Source organism: Xanthomonas sp. 1678, assembly GCF_031455575.1.
GTDB lineage: Bacteria > Pseudomonadota > Gammaproteobacteria > Xanthomonadales > Xanthomonadaceae > Xanthomonas_A.
On the sequence record NZ_JAVDSZ010000009.1, the window covers coordinates 39,137 to 57,470 of the forward strand.

Below are 18,334 nucleotides of genomic sequence, written 5' to 3' on the forward strand. Positions count from 1 at the left end.
GTCCTGCCACGCAGCGGCATCGGACCGGATGAACTAGGCCGCAGCCCACCCTGCCTGATTGCTGAAAGTCTCATAGCTCACCGACGTGTCGAAAGCGCCGGGCGCCTCGCCGGACTTGAGTTCGTATGCGGCGCTCGCGAGTTCCAGGAGGGCCTCGAAATCCATGTCCTTCGGGAACTCGACCGGATCGGACAGCACGGACGCATAGACGTCTGGGCCGTTGGCCACCACGCAGCAACGCGCGTAAAGGAACAGATCGACGGAGAAGTGCTTGCCGTCGGCGTAGGCATCCGCGCCGATCTGCTTGGCATGAGCCATCGTGTCCAGGGCGTGCAGCTTCTGGCTCAAGATTTCCTCGAACGCGGCGATGTCTTCCCGCGAGCGCTTGGTCAGTTCTTTCACGGCCGGCTTGAGCACCGCATCGTCGTCGCCGGTGCGCTTCCAGTTGAGCAGGCCGATGATGCGCCAGAACTCTGTTTCATCCATTGCGACACGCTCCCTGGCAGCTCGACGGCGATCGGGCCGCGCGATCGTGGCCCGACGCCATCCTCTCCGACAACGGCAGACCCGTCAATTTCCTGCGTCATCGATCGGCGAACCCATGCATCCGAACGAGGGGCCACGTTATGCGGTTTTCGCGGGGGAAAACGACAACACCCGCGCGAAGGCGGGCGTCGTCAGATCACGTCGAACGCGAAGCAACCGGGACGAATCAGCCCTGCGCCGTGTCGTGCTCCAAGTGGTACCGAACCGCCTGCGCCACTTCGTTCTTCGAGCCGAGGAACACCGGCACGCGCTGGTGCAGTTGCTCGGGCTGCAGGTCGAGAATGCGCGCGCGGCCGGTGCTGGCGGCGCCGCCGGCCTGTTCGACCAGCAGGCCCATCGGGTTGGCTTCGTACATCAGGCGCAGCTTGCCGGCCTTGCCCGGATCCTTCTTGTCCCACGGGTAGATGAAGATGCCGCCGCGGGTGAGGATGCGGTGCACGTCGGCGACCATGCTGGCGATCCAGCGCATGTTGAAGTTCTTGCCGCGCGCGCCTTCGTTGCCGGCGAGCAGGTCGGCGACGTAGCGCTGCATCGGCGCTTCCCAGTGCCGCTGGTTGGACATGTTGATCGCGAACTCGGCGGTGTCCTCGGGAATGCGCATGTCGGCCTGGGTCAGCAGGAAGCTGCCTTCCTCGCGCTCCAGGGTGAAGGCGTGGGTGCCGTGGCCCAGGGTCAGCACCAGCATCGTGCTGGGGCCGTAGATGCAGTAGCCGGCGGCGACCTGGGCGGTGCCCGGCTGCAGGAAGTGTTCGTCGCCGGGCTTGTCGGTGCCGGGCGGTGCGCGCAGCACCGAGAAGATGGTGCCGACGGAGACGTTGACGTCGATGTTGGAGCTGCCGTCCAGCGGATCGAATAGCAGCAGGAAATCGCCGCTGGGATATTTGTCGGGCACCGGCTGGCTGTGGTCCATTTCCTCCGACGCGCACGCCGCCAGATGCCCGCCCCAGGCGTTGGCTTCGAGCAGGATGTCGTTGCTGAGCACGTCGAGCTTCTTCTGCGCCTCGCCCTGCACGTTGCCGGTGCCGGCGTCGCCGAGCACGCCGCCCAGGGCGCCCTTGCTGACCGCGATGGAGATGCGCTTGCACGCGCGCGACACGATGGTGATGAGCTGGCGCAGTTCCGGGCCGATGCGGCCGGCGTGCTGTTCTTCGATCAGGAAGCGGGTCAGCGAGGTTCGCGACATGGGCGCAGGCAGCCTTTCGTGGGGGAGATGCGCCTATTGTCGCGGCTGTTGCGTGAGATTTCGATTAGCGGGCGGGCGATGGCGTCGCCTTGCCGCAGCGAAAGTGTGCTGGCAGGAGATGGCGTGTGCTGGTGGTGCCATGCGTCGGGGCTGAAGCCCTTCCCACAAAAAGTCGGGCTTGCGCGGATTCGCGCGCGCATCGCACAAAAAAAGCCGGAAGCGCATGCGCTTCCGGCTTCGTGGTTTGCAGCCCCCGTGGCGGATCAGCTCTTGTGTACGGCGGCCACGGCCTGGGTCACGTAGTCCAGGTTGTTCTGGCTCAGCGCGGCCACGCAGATGCGGCCGGTGCCGACCGCGTAGATGCCGAACTCGTCGCGCAGCCGGTCCACCTGCGCCTTGCTCAGGCCCGAGTACGAGAACATGCCGGCCTGCTGCTGGATGAAGCCGAACTCCGGCGCGCCGAGGGCGGCCAGCTTCTGCACCATGCCGGCGCGCAGGGCGTGGATGCGCTCGCGCATCTCGGTCAGTTCCTGCTCCCACATCGCGCGCAGCTCGGGGCTGTTGAGCACACCGGCCACCAGCGCGGCGCCGTGCGTGGACGGGCTGGAGTAGATGGTGCGGATGATGCGCTTGACCTGCGATTGCACCGCCTTGCTCTCGGCCGCGGTGGCCGACACCACCGACAGCGCGCCGACGCGCTCGCCATACAGCGAGAACGACTTGGAGTACGAGCTGGCGACCACGTAGCTGTCCACGCCGGCCTCGGCCAGCAGGCGCACCGCGTAGGCGTCCTCGTCGATGCCCTTGTCGAAGCCCTGGTAGGCGATGTCGACGAACGGGAACAGGTTGCGTTCCTTCAGCAGCGCGGCGACGGTGCGCCACTGTTCCTGGGTCAGGTCGGCGCCGGTCGGGTTGTGGCAGCAGGCGTGCAGCAGCACCACGGTGCCCGGCTCGAGCTTGTTCAGGTCGGCGAGCATGCCGTCGAAGTTCAGGCCGTGCGTGGCCGCGTCGAAATAGGTGTACTCGACCACGTCGAAGCCGGCGGCCGAGAACACCGCGCGGTGGTTCTCCCAGCTCGGATTGCTGATGGCGATGGTCGAGGTGGACAGCAGCTTCTTCAGCAGGTCCGCGCCCACGCGCAGCGCGCCGCTGCCGCCGATGGTCTGCGAGGTGGCGACGCGGCCGGCGGCCAGCAGCGGCGAGTCGGCGCCGAACAGCAGTTTCTGCGTGGCCAGGTCGTACGCCGGCAGGCCGTCGATCGGCAGGTAGCCGCGCGGCTTGGCGTCCTGCGCCAACTGCTGTTCGATCTGCTGGACGGCGCGCAGCAGCGGGATGCGGCCGCTCTCGTCGTAATAGATGCCCACGCCCAGGTTGACCTTGGTCGGGCGCGAATCGGCGTTGTAGGCCTCGGTCAGGCCCAGGATCGGGTCGCCTGGGACCTGTTCCACGTTTGCAAAGAAGGACACGGCGGTACTCGTTCGTTGGCGAAGGGTGGGGGCCGGGAGGAACCGGAGCCGGCGCGGTCAAACACCCCATCCTAACAAACGCAGGCCTTGCGTGGCGGGGCTTTGCGCCGCGCGGCGTGCGGCGCGGCGGCGCATGCGCGATGATGGCCGCATGCCCAATCGCCATCCCCTCGCCCTGCTCTGCGGCCTCTGCGCCCTGGGCCTGTCGCCCGTCGTCCGCGCTGCCGAGGCCGACGCCGATCCCGCCACCTTGCCGGTCGTGCAGGTCCAGGCCGCGCGGGTCGGCGGCGTGGACGATTTCGACCTGCCGGCCTCGTTGACTACGATCGGCCTGGGCGACAGCGACCGCACCGGCGTGCAGGTGTCCGAGGCCCTGTCCGGCGTGCCCGGGCTGCTGGCGCGCGACCGCCAGAACTACGCGCAGGACACCCAGCTGTCGATCCGCGGATTCGGCGCGCGCTCGGCGTTCGGCGTGCGCGGCGTGCGCCTGCTGCTGGACGGCATCCCGGCGACGATGCCGGACGGCCAGGGCCAGCTGTCGCACTTCAACCTGCTGGGCGCCGAGCGCATCGAGGTGCTGCGCGGCCCGTTCTCGGCGCTGTACGGCAATTCCTCTGGCGGCGTGGTGCAGCTGTGGAGCGGCGACGGCCAGCCGGACGATCCGTGGCGGCTGCGCAGCACCGTCGGCAGCAACGGCACGGTCAGCGCCGGTGCGCAGCTGCAGGGCCAGCAAGGCAACGTGCACTACAACGTCGCCGCCACCCACTTCCGCACCGACGGCTACCGCGACCACAGCCAGGCGCGGCGCGAATCGATCAACGCCAAGTTCGGCTTCGACCTGGCCCCGGGGCGGCGCCTGGACCTGGTGCTGAACTACCTGGACGCGCCGTGGGCACAGGACCCGCTGGGCCTGACCCGCGCCCAGTTCGATGTCGATCCGCAGCAGGCCACGGCCGTAGCGACCCAGTTCGATACGCGCAAGTCCACGCGCCAGGCGCAGGCCGGGGCGATCTTCACCCAGCAGGTGGACCAGCAGACCTGGCGGCTGATGGGCTACGCCGGGCGCCGCGACGTGCAGCAGTACCTGGCGGTGCCGGTGGCGGTGCAGGCCAATCCGCTGCACGCTGGCGGGCTGATCGACCTGGATGGCGACTACGGCGGCATCGATGCGCGTTGGGCCTGGCAGGGCGAGCTGGGCGGGCGGCCGTTCCAGTTCACCGTCGGCGCCAACGCCGACCGCCAGAAGCAGCACCGTACCGGCTACGAGAACTTCGTCGGCGGCACGCTGGGGGTGAAGGGACGGCTGCGCCGCGACCAGGAAGATCAGGTGCAGAACGTGGACCAGTTCGCGCAGGCCTGGTGGCAGTTCAGCGAGCGCTGGTCGCTGCTGGCCGGCTTGCGCCACAGCCAAGTGCGTTTCCGTTCCGACGACGCCTACATCGTCGGCCGCAACCCGGACGACAGCGGTCGCACCGACTATTCGGCGACCACGCCGGTGGCCGGGGTGGTGTTCCGCGCCAGCGACGACCTGCGCTTCTACGCCTCGGCCGGCCGCGGCTTCGAGACGCCGACCTTCAACGAACTGGGCTATCGCAACGACGGCGGCGCCGGCCTGGCGCTGGACCTGTCCGCGGCCCGGAGCGAAAACATGGAGCTCGGCATGAAATGGCGCGACCAGGCCGGTGCGGCCTGGGAAGCGGCGCTGTTCCGCGCCAACACCGACGACGAACTGGCGGTGGCCAGCAACACCAACGGCCGCAGCACCTACCGCAACATCGGCCGCACCCGCCGCCAGGGCGCCGAAGCCAGCTACCTGCTGCCGCTGGGCGACACCGCGCAGCTGCAGCTGTCCTACACCTGGCTGCAGGCGACCGTGCGCCAGGCCTACCTGACCTGCGCCAGCAGCGGCTGCGCCACGCCGACCGCGGTGGTGGCGGCCGGTGCGCGCCTGCCCGGCGTGCCGCGTCAACAGTTTTTCGCGCGCTGGCAGTGGCAGCCGCGGGCGTGGCAGTTCGCGGTCGAAGGCGTGGCCGCCGGCGACACCGTGGCCAACGACCTGGCCACCGCGACCGCCCCCGGCTACGCGCTGCTGAACCTGGAAGCCTCGCGCCGCTGGAACACCGCGCACGGCGCGCTGCGCACCTTCGCGCGCATCGACAACGCGCTCGACCACGCCTACATCGGCTCGGTCATCGTCAACGACGGCAATGGCCGCTACTACGAGCCGGGTCCGGACCGAGGCTATACCGTCGGCGTGCAATGGGATTTCGCGCACTGAGGTTGCCGTCGCACCAGCGGCCGCGCGGTTCGCCCGACGCGCGGCCACCCTCGCCCACGCTTCGGATCCGCCGATGAAAACCGCACTGTTCCTGCTCCTCGCCGCCAGCACGCCGGCCAGCGCGCTGGCCGCCTCGGTCAGCGGCACGCTGGTCGCCGGCGGCGGCATCGACGACATGCGCATCGTCGTGCGCGCAGCCGATGGCCGGAACGTGGAAGCGTATTGCGCAGCCCGCTGCGGCGACTGGTTCGTCGCCGCGCCCGAGAGCGATATGTTCGTGCTGAAGAAGGCGGTCGAGGGCAAGCGGGTCGCGCTGGACTACGCCAGCGAAGCCAACGGCGAGCGCATCGCCGGCCCGGGCCCCGACGACCGGCTGCTGTTCGTGAAGCGCGTGCGGCTCCTGCCTTAGGGCCGAATCGGCGCGCGTTCCCTTGCGCAGTGCGGTATGGCGGTCGGTGCCAATTCGCGCTTCGCGAGCGCCCGCTCCTACGCTACACGCACAGGTATCGATCGCATCGCGACCGCCGCGCGGCAATGCCATGGGACAACGCAGGCACCGCCGCACGGATGGTTCGTGGAGGCGCGGTCCGTTCCGTATCGTCGACCCGCGCGCTCCACGTATTCGCGGCAGCGGACTCAGCTGCGATGGATCGAAATGCCGCCGTCGACCAGCATCGCGCTGCCGGTCATGAACGAGGCGTCGTCCGAGGCCAGGAACAAGGCCGCGCGCGCGATCTCCTCCGGCTGCGCCAGGCGCTTGAGCGCGTGCAGCTGCGCGACCTGCGCCAGCGCCTGCGCGCTGTCGTTCATCGCGTGCGCCATCGGCGTCTCGGTGCCGCCCGGCAGTAGCGCGTTGACCCGCAGCGCCTGCGGGCCGAACTCGGTGGCAAGCGCCTGGGTCAGGCCGATCAGTCCCGCCTTGCTGGCGGCATAGGCGGCGGCGCCGGGGAAGCCGACGGTGTGGCCGACGAAGCTGGAGGTGAAGATCAGCGCGCCGCCGCCGCGCGCGAGCAAGGCCGGGATCTGGTGCTTGGCGCCATAGAAGGCGGCGCTGAGGTTGGTGTCGATGGCGTCCTGCCAGTCGCGCGCGTCCAGCGCGGTCGTGGGGGCCAGCGTGCCGAGCGTGCCGGCGTTGTTGAACGCGATGTCCAGCCCGCCGAAGCGCTCCACCGCCAGCGCCACCAGCGCCTGCGCGTAGGCTTCCTCGCGCACGTCCCCGGCCAGGCACGCGGCGCGGCCGCCGGCGTCGGCGATCTCGGCGACCAGCGCGTCCAGCGCCGCGCCACGGCGGGCGCCGGCCACCACGCAGGCGCCCTCGCGTGCGAACAGGAGGGCGGTGGCGCGGCCGATGCCGGAACTCGCGCCGGTCACGAGGGCGATCTTGTCAGTCAGGCGGTGCATGCAGGTCTCCAGGTCCAGTCGAAGGAGCCGGGACTATGCGTGGCATGCAATGCGGTCGCTCGCCATGTTCGGACGCGGCAGCGGTGCGGCGCGCGCAGCGGTCGCGACGGGCGCACCGGTGATGCCTGTCGCGACTGAAGTCGCTCCCACACAGCTAGTTGGAGCGCGCGCCGAGCCCGAGCCGCCGATACAGCGTGCTGCGGCTGACGCCGAGCTGGCGCGCGGCGCGGGCGACGTTGCCGCCGCAGGCGTCCAGCGCCTGGCGCATCGCGCTCAGCGCCAGGCTGTCCAGGTCGGCGGCCTGCACCACCGCGCCCGGGCGCGCCCCTGTCCCGCCACCGATCGCTCCGCCCTGCCCCGGCATCGCGCTGCCGGCCGCGGACAGGCCGCGTCCCGCGCCGGGCAGATAGGCCGGCAAGGCATCGGCGTCGACCTCGGTGCCGGCATCGCTCAATGCCACCAGCGTGCGCAGGCAGGCCACCAGCTGGCGCAGGTTGCCCGGCCAGGGATAGGCGCTCAGCGCGGCCAGCGCCGCGTCGCTCAGGCGCCGGCCCTGCCCCACCCGCGCCCACAGGTCCTGCACCAGTGCGCGGCGATCGGGGTGCGCGTGCAGTGCCGGGATCTGCACGCTGTGATGCGCGATGCGGTAGTACAGGTCGGGACGGAAACGCTGCTCGGCCATCGCCGCGTCCAGGTCGCGATGGGTGGCGCAGATCAGCGCGAAATCCAGCTTCACCGGCTTGCCGCCGCCCAGCGGCAACAGCTCGCGCTCCTGCAGCACGCGCAGCAGGCGCGGCTGCAGGGCCAGCGGCATGTCGCCGATCTCGTCCAGGAACAGCACGCCGCCGTCGGCCTGGCGCAGCAGCCCGGGATTGCCGTGCTTGCGCGCACCGGTGAAGGCGCCGTCCTCGTAGCCGAACAGCTCGGCCTCGATCAGGCCTTCCGGCAGCGCCGCGCAGTTCACCGCGACGAACGGCTTGCCGGCGCGCGCGCTGCGGCGGTGCAGCTCGCGCGCGAACACTTCCTTGCCGGTGCCGGTCTCGCCCTGCACCAGCACCGGCAGCTGCGCATCGAGCACGCGCCGCGCGCGTTCCAGCGCCAGCTCCTGCACGGCGTCGAACAGCGGCGCGTCGGCGTGCGGCTGCGCGCGCGTGGCCGCCGACACGGTGATCGGCGGCTGCTGCGATCGCCGCCGCGGACGGTCGTCGCCGGCGCTGTCGACGCGGCCGTGCAGCGCGCGACCCTGCAGGTCGAACACGCTGCCCTGCTGGCGCAGCCGCGACAGCGGTTCTTCGAACAGGGCGTCGTACGGCGCGCGGCCGAGGTCGTGGCGCTCCAGCCCGAACAGGCGCAGGCCGGCGCGGTTGGCCGCGACCAGCTTGCCGTTGCGGAACGCCAGCAGGCCTTCGCGCGCAGTGCCGAGCAGGGCCGGATCGTGGTGCACGCGCAGCAACTCGCAGCCGGCGATGCCGTCGTCGAAATAGCGGTGCTCGATGCTGGCCACCGCCATCCGCGCCAGGCCCAGCGCGTGCATGTGCTGCACGCTGGCGTCGCCGGAGATGTCGAGCACGCCGGCGAGCTGGCCGTAGGGATCGAAGATCGGTACCGCGGCGCAGCTGAGGATCTGGTGCGGCGCGAAGTAGTGCTCGCCGCCGCGCACTTCCACCGAACGGCTCTCGACGATGGCGGTGCCGATCGCATTGGTGCCGACCTGGGTCTCGCTCCAGCACGCGCCCGGCATCAGCGCCACGCGCCCCGCTTTGTCGAGGAAGCCCGGGCTGCCTTCGGCGTCGAGGATCCAGCCGGCCTCGTCGGTCAGCAGCACGATGCTGCCGGTGGCGGCGGCATCCCCGGCCAGGCCCTCCAGTTCGGCGCGGGCCAGCCGCCACAGGCGCTCGTGCGCTTCGCGCAGTTCGCGCAGGCGCGGCGCGCTGACCGGCTCGATCGGCGGCGTGCGCTGCGCGGTCAGGCCCAGGCGCTGGCAGCGCTGCCACGACTGCAGGATGGTGTCCGGCACCTGGCCGGTCGGGGCGCCGCCGCGTTCGAAGAACATCCGGCGTGCGTGGCCGAGCTGGTGGTGCGATTGCGGGTGCGCCATGGCGGCTCCACTGTCGCAAATTGCGACAGGTGTTGAGGCGGGTGTTCCGATAAACACCACATCCGTCGCCCGCACGCAATCGGCGCGCGTGATGCGTTGCAGCAGGAACCGGGCGGGCGCGCCGATCCGCCGCGGCGCGAGCGCATGACGCGGCGCAGCAACGAAAACCTGGCATCGCTCTTGCGGTTACCGCCTACCCGGATGGGCATGTCCCGTTCCTTTCCCACTGCCGCAGGAGTCACCGATGAACGCCGTCACCACCGCCAAGCCGCTCGCCACCGATCCGCAGTCCATCTTCAAGTCGCGCTACGGCAACTTCATCGGCGGCCAATGGGTGGAACCCAAGAGCGGGCAGTACTTCGAGAACACCACGCCGATCAGCGGCAAGGTGTTCACTTCGGTGGCGCGCTCCAACGCGCAGGACATCGAGGCCGCGCTCGACGCCGCGCACGCGGCCAAGGACGCCTGGGGCAAGACCTCGGCCACCGAGCGCAGCAACGCGCTGCTGAAGATCGCCGATCGCATCGAACAAAATCTCGAGCTGCTGGCCTATGCCGAGACCTGGGACAATGGCAAGCCGCTGCGCGAGACGCTCAACGCCGACGTACCGCTGTGCGCCGACCACTTCCGCTATTTCGCCGGCGCCATCCGCGCGCAGGAAGGCGGCATCTCCGAGATCGACAGCGACACTATCGCCTATCACTTCCACGAGCCGCTCGGCGTGGTCGGGCAGATCATCCCGTGGAACTTCCCGCTGCTGATGGCGTGCTGGAAGCTGGCCCCGGCCATTGCCGCCGGCAACTGCGTGGTGATGAAGCCGGCCGAGCAGACCCCGGCCTCGATCCTGGTGCTGATGGAGGTGATCGGCGACCTGCTACCGCCGGGCGTGCTCAACGTGGTCAACGGCTTCGGCCTGGAAGCCGGCAAGCCGCTGGCCAGCAGCCCGCGCATCGCCAAGATCGCCTTCACCGGCGAGACCACCACCGGCCGGCTGATCATGCAGTACGCCAGCCAGAACCTGATCCCGGTGACGCTGGAACTGGGCGGCAAGTCGCCGAACATCTTCTTCGCCGACGTGATGGCCGAAGACGACGATTTCCTCGACAAGGCGATCGAAGGTTTCGTGCTGTTCGCGTTCAACCAGGGCGAGGTGTGCACCTGCCCGTCGCGCGCGCTGATCCAGGAATCGATCTACGACCGGTTCATGGAAAAGGCGCTCGAGCGCGTGGCCGCGATCAAGCAGGGCAATCCGCTGGATCCCAACACCATGGTCGGCGCGCAGGCCTCCAGCGAGCAGCTGGAGAAGATCCTGTCCTACATCGATATCGGCAAGCAGGAAGGCGCCGAGGTGCTGATCGGCGGCGAGCGCAACGCGCTGGACGGCGAGCTGGCCGGCGGCTTCTACGTCAAGCCAACGGTGTTCAAGGGCCACAACAAGATGCGCGTGTTCCAGGAAGAGATCTTCGGGCCGGTGGTGTCGGTGACCACGTTCAAGGACGAGGCCGAGGCGCTGGCGATCGCCAACGACACGCTGTACGGGCTGGGCGCCGGCGTGTGGAGCCGCGATGCGTCGCGCCTGTACCGCATGGGCCGCGCGATCCAGGCCGGGCGGGTGTGGACCAACTGCTACCACGCCTATCCGGCGCATGCCGCGTTCGGCGGCTACAAGCAGTCGGGCATCGGCCGCGAGAACCACAAGATGATGCTGGACCACTACCAGCAGACCAAGAACCTGCTGGTCAGCTACTCGCCGAAGGCGCTGGGGTTCTTCTGAGTGCTGTCGCGACGTGCGCGGCGCAGGAGCGTTGGGACTGCCGGCCTCGGCAGTCCCAACGCGTCTCAGCGCGTCCGCCGGCGCCGGTCGGTGCGCGGCGGGTCCTGCATGCGCAGACGACCCGCGCGCCAGCGATGAGCCGCCTAGACCGACATCGCGCGCGTCGTTTCGCGCACGGGTTCCGGCTCGACCGCGACGGGCAGATCCTGGCGCAGCTTCTGCGTGGATTGCTCGAGGGTCTGCTGCGCGGCCTGGTCGCGATCGACGAAGGCGCGGCGGTGCGCGGGATCGTCCAGCTTGCCTTCCACCGCAATGAGGCCGTTGCCGTTGTTGCTGGCGACCACATGATCGATGCGCGTCATCCCGCTGATGCTGGCATCGTGCGTCAGTGCGCCCGCCGCCCGCTCGAGTTCGGCGCGGTCCTTGAATCCGCCCGAGGGCCCGAGTTTCTCCAGCGCCGCGACGGACTGCTGGTACATCGGGTTCTGCGGATGGGTCTTGTCCGACAGCAGCGGCGGGCGCGCCGCATCGGCCGGTTCGGCGGCGGCAGCGCCGGGACGCTGTACCTGCGCCTCCCGGAGCGCCGCGAGCGTGTCCTTGCCGGCGATGCCATCGACATCCAGATGATGATCGCGCTGGAACGCCTCGACCGCGTGCTTGGTGCGGTCGCCGAACTTGCCGTCGGTGCCCAATGCCTTGCCATCGGCATCGGTGTAGCCCAACTGGTTGAGGCGCTCCTGCAGCGCTTTCACCTCCGGGCCGTGTTCCTCCTTGCGCAGGACGCCATCGGCCATCGGCGCGGCGCTCGCCACGCTGGCGCCGCTCGGCGCGGCCACCGTGCGTCCATTGCCCGAAATATCGCTCACCCTGGCCGCAGCGGTGAGATTGGGCGAGGCCTGCTGCGGTCGGTGGTCGGTGGTGATCGCGCCGCTGTCCATGTCGCGGATGTAGCGGTCGGCCTGCGGCAGGTAGCTGGTGTTGATATCCACATGCACGTGCTTGCCGAAGGCCTTGGGATTGCCATTGTTGAAGCCGCCCTGGATCCCCACCGATTGCCCGTATTCGATCCGGTCGCCGGATTCGAGCTGGGTATTGCGCAGATCCAGATGCCGGTACTGGGCGATCATCTCGCGGCTGGGATCGTTGGCCGGCTTGTCGTAGATCTGCACGATGCCGTCGCTGGGATCGACCCTGCCGATGTAGCCGCTGGCGATGGCCGGTACCGGCACGGCGCTGGCGTTGCCGGCCTGCAGCACGAAATCCTTGGAGACGTAATGGTCGCCGTCGCGCGAGACGGTCGCCGCGCCGTTGTAGTTGCCAAGCAATTCCTCGCGCTCGCCATTGACCGTGGCGTAGACGCGGCCGCGCTCGTTGCCGCGGGTGGGATGATGGCGCTCGAGATCCTGGTAGTCGTGAGCCGCCTGCACGCCGTTTCCTACCGACTCGACGATTGTGTATCTGGGCATCGTACTTCTCCTTTGTCGATGGTCTTGCCTGTCGCCATACCCGCAACGTGGCGGGTACCACGCCGATCAACGCAAATGCTGGGCCAACCGCCAGCATTGTTGCGTGTACTCGAACACATAGGCCTCGGGCGCGCCGAAGGTCTTGATGACGTCATCGTCGGCGGAAAACTCGGCCTTCACGAAGTCCACGCGCATCCGATCGCCGTCTTGCTTGAAATCCATCTTGATCCGGGCCAGTTTGCCTGGGTCCTGATTGGGTTCGTTGTAGGACCAGCTGTAGTCGATCAGGGTCAACCGGAACGGCTCGCCGGGGCGATTCACCAGCTTGGACGGATCACGCAGGTCGCGCTCTTCGACGCGAGGGGCGCTGTAGGCGGCGCGCAACGCCGGATCGGCGATGATCGCCTCCAGGAACGCGGTAAATCCGTCTTCTGTCTTCTCGCAGGCCCCCTGCGGCAGCGCCGGGCGGTCCGCGACCGTGGCGGCCGCTGTCGCCGGTTCCGGAGCGGCCGTGGCCGTCGGTGCGGGAGCCGGGGCCGCGGTGGTGGTCGCGCTGGACTCCGAGGGCTTGCAGCCTTGCAGCAGCAGGGCCAGCAAGGCGGCGGTAAGCAAGCGTTGCTTCATGGTGTCGTTCCTTTCCTTAGACCGTTCAGGCGCACAGTGGCCAGCGACGCGCGGCGGCCCGCGGGGCGGGCGTGGCCGGCGAGCGCGCAGGACCGCAGTGTACGAGAGGCGCGTGAGGATGCCGACGACCGGCGTTTCCCCTGGCAACCGTGTCGTTCTCGGTGTCCGCCTGCATCCGCCGCCTCCATGCCGTCATGCAGGCCGGACTCTATCGCACGTCGCGTCCGATCGATGTGCGGGCAATCGGTGTGTGCGGGCAGGGGGAACGACGGGGCCATGGCGATTGACCTCGATCAAGGCAGCGGCGCCGCAAGGCGCCTAGTGTGGATTGCAACAACGGGAAGGAGTGCGACATGAACAAGACGATGAAAGCCGCGGTGGTACGCGAATTCGGCAAGCCGCTGACGATCGAGGAAGTGGAGGTGCCGCGGCCGCAGGCCGGCGACATCCTGGTCAAGATCGAGGCCTGCGGCGTGTGCCATACCGACCTGCACGCGGCCGAAGGCGACTGGCCGGTGAAGCCGAATCCGCCGTTCATTCCCGGCCACGAGGGCGTGGGCCACGTGGTCGCGGTCGGCGCCGGCGTGAGCCACGTCAAGGAAGGCGACCGGGTCGGGATTCCGTGGCTGTACTCGGCCTGCGGGCATTGCGAGCATTGCCTGGGCGGCTGGGAGACGCTGTGCGAGGCGCAGCAGAACTCCGGCTATTCGGTCAACGGCGGGTTCGCCGAGTACGCGCTGGCCAATGCCGACTATGTCGGCCACCTGCCGAAGAACATCGGCTTCGTCGAGGTCGCGCCGATCCTCTGCGCCGGCGTAACTGTGTACAAGGGGCTGAAGGTCACCGACACCAAGCCCGGCAACTGGGTGGTGATCTCCGGCATCGGCGGGCTCGGCCATATGGCCGTGCAGTACGCCAAGGCGATGGGCCTGAACGTCGCCGCGGTGGACGTGGACGACGCCAAGCTCGAGCTGGCCCGGCGCCTGGGCGCCACGGTGACGGTCAATGCGCTGACCACCGACCCGGTGGCCTACCTGAAGAAGGAGATCGGCGGCGCACACGGCGCGCTGGTCACCGCGGTGTCGCCGAAGGCGTTCGAGCAGGCGATCGGCATGGTCCGCCGCGGCGGCACGGTGTCGTTGAACGGGCTGCCGCCGGGCCAGTTCCCGCTGGACATCTTCGGCATGGTGCTCAACGGCGTGACCGTGCGCGGCTCGATCGTCGGCACGCGCCTGGACCTGCAGGAATCGCTGGAGTTTGCCGAGCAGGGCAAGGTCGCCGCGACCGTGGCCACCGCCACGCTGGAGAACATCAACGAGGTGTTCGCGCGCATGCGCGCCGGCCAGATCGAAGGCCGTATCGTGCTGGACATGGCGGCCTGATGGACGCCGCCGCGCCCGCTTCCGGCGTACCGCTGCAGGTGCTGGCGACGCTGCCGGCGCTGCAGCTGATCGAGCGGCTGCGCGCGCGGCACGGGCCGTTGCTGTTCCACCAGTCCGGCGGCTGTTGCGACGGGTCTTCGCCGATGTGCTACCCGCAGGACGACTTCATCGTCGGCGACCGCGACGTGCAGCTGGGCGAGATCGGCGGCGCGCCGTTCTACATCAGCGCCCCGCAGTTCGAATACTGGAAGCACACCCAGCTGATCATCGACGTGGTGCCCGGCCGCGGCGGCATGTTCTCGCTGGAGAACGGCGAGGGCGTGCGCTTCCTGGTGCGCTCGCGGCTGTTCGACGATGTCGAGTATCTGGCGTTGCAGGCGGCGGGGAAGGTGTAGCGGGAGGGCCAACAGCAACTGCATGTACCGCGGATCGGAGCGGTAGGCAGATGGCATGGTATGAAGCGCTTTTTGTGGGAGCGACTTCAGTCGCGACAGGCCTTACCGGTACTGCCCGTCGCGACTGAAGTCGCTCCCACATAGTTGCGGCAGACGCCGCCGTTTTCCGGCATTCGCGCTGCACCGCTTTTGTAGGAGCGGCTTCAGCCGCGACAGGTAGCCCGACATGACAGGTAGCCCGACATCCGGTCGCGGCTGAAGCCGCTCCTACACAAACAGCGGCAACAGCAACCACGATCCGCCGCCTACGGCGCCTTAGACGGCACGAACGGCGAGACCGGGTCGCTGGCCGGGAAGGTCTCTTCCAACGCTTCGTCCTGGTTGGCGTCGGTGTGGTGCTTGTGCGCGGCATCGCTGCCGGTGTCCTCCGGCGCGGTGTCCGGGGCAGGGCGGTCGGCGCCGGTACGCGGTTCGTGTTCGACGATGGTGGCGGGACTGTCGCCGGCGCCGCGGTCCTCGCGGTCCTGGGTGTGGCGCTTGCCGCGCTGCTCGCCCGGGACCGGGTCGGTGGCCTGGCGTAGCGGATCGGTGGGTGTGGACATGATTCCTCCGTCGGTAGGGGATGGAGACGGTGCCTCCAGTTCAACGCGGCGGCAGTGAAGCCGCTGCGAATCGCGAGACCTCCACGCGCCTGTCACGAACGGCTAACGGCACCGGCGCTACTGCTGCCATCCCCCCGCCGCCGATGCCGCCCGGAGCTTCCGCCATGCGCCCCAGCGACCGTCCCGACCCGCTGCTGTTCAATGCCCACCTGGACCCGCTGCCGGCCACGCCGCGCCGCCACAGGCCCTCGCGCCCGCACGACGCGGCGGACTACCGCCAGTACAGCCTGGCCGACTACCGCCAGCGCCGCGCCCGCCACGGCACCCCATGGCGCGACCTGTGCCCGGCGTATGCGTTCGCGCTGCGCACCCACGCTGGCGGCTGGCCGCGCGCGCCGATGGCCGACACCGACGGCGAACTGGCCGCGCACTGGGAGCAGGTGCGCGGCGAATCGCACCTGGACTGGCGCCAGGCGCGGCCGGTGATCGAGGACGCGTGGCAGGCGCTGGACCACCTGCCGGCGCTGGCGCTGCGCGTGGAGGCGCACTGATGGCGCGCCCGATCTGGACCGGCACCCTGTCCTTCGGCCTGCTCAACGTGCCGGTGTCGCTGATGTCCGGCGAACGCCGCATCGATCTGCATTTCCGCATGCTCGATGCGCGCGACAAGCGCCCGATCCGGTTCGAGCGGGTCAATGCCGACACCGGCGAAGAGGTGCCGTGGAAGGACATCGTCAAGGCGTTCGAGTACAGCAAGGGCAACTACGTGGTGGTCGAGCAGAAGGACATCGCCTCGGCCGCGCCGGAGAGCCACGAGACGGTGGAAGTGGAGGCCTTCGTCGACGCCGCCGACATCGACCTGCGCTACTTCGAGAAACCCTACGTGCTGGTGCCGGGCAAGAAGGCCGAGAAGGGCTACGTGCTGCTGCGCGAAACGCTGCGCGCTACCGGCAAGGTCGGCATCGCGCGGGTGGTGATCCGCACCCGCGAGTACCTGTCGGCGGTGATGCCGCACGACGACGCGCTGGTGCTGATCCTGCTGCGCTATCCGCAGGAACTGGTGGACCTGGAGGACTACACGCTGCCCAGCGGCAAGGCCGCCGACTACCGGATCAGCGCCAAGGAAACCGAGATGGCCGCGCAGCTGATCGATTCGATGTCGGGGAAGTGGGATCCGTCGTCCTATCACGACGAGTTCCGCGAGCGCCTGCAGGCGGTGATCCAGAAGCGCATCAAGGCGCAGGAGGGCACCGCCCAGGTGGACGACGACACCGACGCGCCGCAGCGCGAGGATGCGGCCACCAACGTGGTCGATTTCATGTCGCTGCTGCAGAAGAGCCTGGAGGCCAAGCGGCGTACCCCCGCCAAGGGCAACGACGACGCGCTGCCGGTGAGCAAGACCGCCAAGAAGCCGGCCAAGAAAGCGGCGAAGAAGGCAGCCAAGCCCGCCGCCAAATCCGCGGCCAAGGCCAAGCCGGCGAAAAAGACCGGCGCAAGCAAGGCGCCGGCGCGGCGCAAGGCGGGGTAGGGCGCCATGCCGTCACGCGAGACAGCCCGTACCGGCCGTGCCGCGCCGGTCAAAACGGCCAAGGTGGTCAAGGCCACCAAAGCCATCAAAGCCACCAAGGCGGCCAAGGCGGCCGGGACCCGCAAGCCGGGAAGCGCCGCGCCGGCCCCGCGCGCGCCGGCCAAGCCCGCACCGGCGAAAGCGACGCCAGGCAAGGCGGCACCGCGCAAGGTCGCGAGCGCCAAGCCGGGCACCGCCAAGGCGAAGGCCAGGTCCGCTGCCGGCCGTGGAAGCGCGGCAGTCGCCGCCGCGCACCGCCGCACGCCAGTGCCCGCGCCGGCATCGACCGCTGCCGACAGCGCAGCCGACGCCGTCGTCATCACCCATCCCGAGCGCGTGGTCTACCCCGGCGCCGGCATCAGCAAGGGCGAGGTGGCTGCGTACTACCGCGCGATCGCGCCCTGGCTGCTGCCGGAGGTCGCCAACCGGCCGTTGTCGTTGCTGCGCTGCCCGGACGGGACCGCCGGCGAATGCTTCTTCCAGAAGCACAACAACCGCGCGCTCGGCGACCACGTGCAGGCGATCGCGCTGCGCCAGAAGAGCGGCACCGAGGACTACCTGTACATCGGCGACCTGGCGGGCCTGCTGGAGCTGGTGCAGATGAACACCCTGGAGCTGCATCCCTGGGGTTCGACCGTGGACGATCCCGAGCATCCGGACCGGCTGGTGTTCGACCTGGACCCGGGCGAGGGCGTGAGCTGGACCCAGATCAAGGCCGCCGCGCGCGCGATCCGCGAGCGCCTGCGCGAAGCCGGGCTGGAAAGCTTCGTGCGCCTGTCCGGCGGCAAGGGCCTGCACGTGGTGGTGCCGATCGTGGCCGGCAGCGCCAGCTGGGATCAGGCGCGCGACTTCTGCGAAGCCTTCGCCCAGGCGCTGACCGCGCAGGCGCCGGACCGCTACGTGGCCACGATGAGCAAGGCCAAGCGCAGCGGGGTGATCTTCATCGACTGGCTGCGCAACGGCCGCGGCAACACCAGCGTGTGCTCGTGGTCGCTGCGCGCGCGCGAGCACGCTACCGTCGCGGTGCCGCTGCGTTGGGAGGAACTGGCGCGCATCGCCTCGCCGCAGGCGTTCCCGCTGGCCAAGGCGCTGCAACGCGCCGCGCGCCTGCGCGAGCATCCATGGAAGGAGATGGAGACGTTGCAGCAACGGCTGCCGGGGAGCTGAGCCGTCGGTCGTTCCGGAGCGGTTCTGTCTGCCGCTGCTGATGGCCAAGGGCGTCGCGACTGAAGTCGCTCCCACACGTGGTGCGCGAGCCGCGAATCCGCGCAAAGGACGCTGCTCTTTCGCGCAAAGCACGCCGCTCTTTGTGGGAGCGACTTCAGTCGCGACGAGCGAAGCCCCGATCCAACCGTGTGCGCCGACCCTTGCAACGCGAGCGTATCCACATGCAACACCGCAAAGGCGACCCGTGCCAGCGCCATGCAATCCCGCCGCTGCTGGCGAACGGCGTCGCGACTGAAGTCGCTCCCACACGTGGTGCGCGAGCCGCGCATCCGCGCAAAGGACGCTGCTCTTCGCGCAAAGCACGCCGCTCCTTGTGGGAGCGACT

Annotated in this window: 15 protein-coding genes and 1 pseudogene; 8 read left to right on the top strand and 8 right to left on the bottom strand. The window is 69.4% G+C overall.

The features are described 5' to 3' along the window. Nucleotides 1-33: 33 nt before the first annotated feature. The 3 genes from J2Y70_RS15985 to J2Y70_RS15995 all read right to left on the bottom strand — a co-directional run bounded on the left by J2Y70_RS15985 (nt 34) and on the right by J2Y70_RS15995 (nt 3,195). The gene (locus tag J2Y70_RS15985; RefSeq protein WP_309919616.1) at nt 34-486 is read right to left on the bottom strand and encodes a DUF4240 domain-containing protein; all 453 of its coding nucleotides are present in this window, start codon (nt 484-486) and stop codon (nt 34-36) included. A 226-nt stretch (nt 487-712) separates the two neighbouring features. Further along, nucleotides 713-1,729, bottom strand: a complete 1,017-nt coding sequence (locus J2Y70_RS15990) for a class 1 fructose-bisphosphatase (RefSeq protein ID WP_309919619.1) — start codon at nt 1,727-1,729, stop codon at nt 713-715. A gap of 263 nt (nt 1,730-1,992) precedes the next feature. After that, a complete protein-coding gene (locus tag J2Y70_RS15995) occupies nt 1,993-3,195 on the bottom strand; it encodes an amino acid aminotransferase (RefSeq protein ID WP_309919622.1) in 1,203 nt (400 codons plus the stop codon). 151 nt (nt 3,196-3,346) lie between these two features. Here J2Y70_RS15995 and J2Y70_RS16000 point away from each other — a divergent pair, with 151 nt between their 5' ends. Together J2Y70_RS16000 and J2Y70_RS16005 are read left to right on the top strand one after the other, a co-directional pair. Next, the gene (locus J2Y70_RS16000) at nt 3,347-5,473 is read left to right on the top strand and encodes a TonB-dependent receptor (RefSeq protein WP_309919625.1); all 2,127 of its coding nucleotides are present in this window, start codon (nt 3,347-3,349) and stop codon (nt 5,471-5,473) included. A gap of 73 nt (nt 5,474-5,546) precedes the next feature. Continuing rightward, nucleotides 5,547-5,882: a hypothetical protein gene (locus J2Y70_RS16005; RefSeq protein ID WP_309919628.1), complete on the top strand. Its 336-nt coding sequence runs from the start codon at nt 5,547-5,549 to the stop codon at nt 5,880-5,882. A 227-nt stretch (nt 5,883-6,109) separates the two neighbouring features. Here J2Y70_RS16005 and J2Y70_RS16010 read toward each other — a convergent pair whose 3' ends face one another. Together J2Y70_RS16010 and J2Y70_RS16015 are read right to left on the bottom strand one after the other, a co-directional pair. Next, nucleotides 6,110-6,874: an SDR family oxidoreductase gene (locus J2Y70_RS16010; protein ID WP_263396475.1), complete on the bottom strand. Its 765-nt coding sequence runs from the start codon at nt 6,872-6,874 to the stop codon at nt 6,110-6,112. 154 nt (nt 6,875-7,028) lie between these two features. After that, entirely contained in the window at nt 7,029-8,972 is a 1,944-nt protein-coding gene (locus J2Y70_RS16015) for a sigma-54-dependent Fis family transcriptional regulator (protein ID WP_309919633.1), read from the bottom strand. A gap of 244 nt (nt 8,973-9,216) precedes the next feature. Between J2Y70_RS16015 and adh the strand changes: the two genes are divergently transcribed. Beyond that, complete coding sequence (gene adh, locus J2Y70_RS16020; protein WP_263396477.1) at nt 9,217-10,746, top strand: aldehyde dehydrogenase; 1,530 nt, start codon at nt 9,217-9,219, stop codon at nt 10,744-10,746. Between the two features lie 143 nt (nt 10,747-10,889). Here the strand turns inward: adh and J2Y70_RS16025 are convergent, their stop codons facing one another. Continuing rightward, complete coding sequence (locus J2Y70_RS16025; protein ID WP_309919636.1) at nt 10,890-12,212, bottom strand: peptidoglycan-binding domain-containing protein; 1,323 nt, start codon at nt 12,210-12,212, stop codon at nt 10,890-10,892. A 66-nt stretch (nt 12,213-12,278) separates the two neighbouring features. Beyond that, a complete protein-coding gene (locus J2Y70_RS16030; RefSeq protein ID WP_309919639.1) occupies nt 12,279-12,836 on the bottom strand; it encodes a hypothetical protein in 558 nt (185 codons plus the stop codon). A gap of 353 nt (nt 12,837-13,189) precedes the next feature. Here J2Y70_RS16030 and adhP point away from each other — a divergent pair, with 353 nt between their 5' ends. Together adhP and J2Y70_RS16040 are read left to right on the top strand one after the other, a co-directional pair. Beyond that, nucleotides 13,190-14,218: an alcohol dehydrogenase AdhP gene (adhP, locus tag J2Y70_RS16035; RefSeq protein WP_263396480.1), complete on the top strand. Its 1,029-nt coding sequence runs from the start codon at nt 13,190-13,192 to the stop codon at nt 14,216-14,218. Continuing rightward, nucleotides 14,218-14,613, top strand: a complete 396-nt coding sequence (locus tag J2Y70_RS16040; RefSeq protein ID WP_309919643.1) for a DUF779 domain-containing protein — start codon at nt 14,218-14,220, stop codon at nt 14,611-14,613. Before adhP ends, J2Y70_RS16040 begins: the two co-directional genes overlap by 1 nt. 305 nt (nt 14,614-14,918) lie before the next feature. On the opposite strand, the gene J2Y70_RS16045 is transcribed toward J2Y70_RS16040, so the two are convergent. After that, nucleotides 14,919-15,215: a hypothetical protein gene (locus J2Y70_RS16045; protein WP_263396482.1), complete on the bottom strand. Its 297-nt coding sequence runs from the start codon at nt 15,213-15,215 to the stop codon at nt 14,919-14,921. A 164-nt stretch (nt 15,216-15,379) separates the two neighbouring features. Between J2Y70_RS16045 and J2Y70_RS16050 the strand changes: the two genes are divergently transcribed. The 3 genes and pseudogenes from J2Y70_RS16050 to ligD form a co-directional block, all read left to right on the top strand. Continuing rightward, the gene (locus J2Y70_RS16050) at nt 15,380-15,766 is read left to right on the top strand and encodes a hypothetical protein (RefSeq protein WP_309919649.1); all 387 of its coding nucleotides are present in this window, start codon (nt 15,380-15,382) and stop codon (nt 15,764-15,766) included. Beyond that, nucleotides 15,766-16,743, top strand: a complete 978-nt coding sequence (locus tag J2Y70_RS16055; protein WP_309919652.1) for a Ku protein — start codon at nt 15,766-15,768, stop codon at nt 16,741-16,743. Before J2Y70_RS16050 ends, J2Y70_RS16055 begins: the two co-directional genes overlap by 1 nt. A gap of 351 nt (nt 16,744-17,094) precedes the next feature. Then, nucleotides 17,095-17,949: pseudogene (gene ligD / locus J2Y70_RS16060) on the top strand (non-homologous end-joining DNA ligase); the annotation flags it as partial. Nucleotides 17,950-18,334 lie beyond the last annotated feature (385 nt).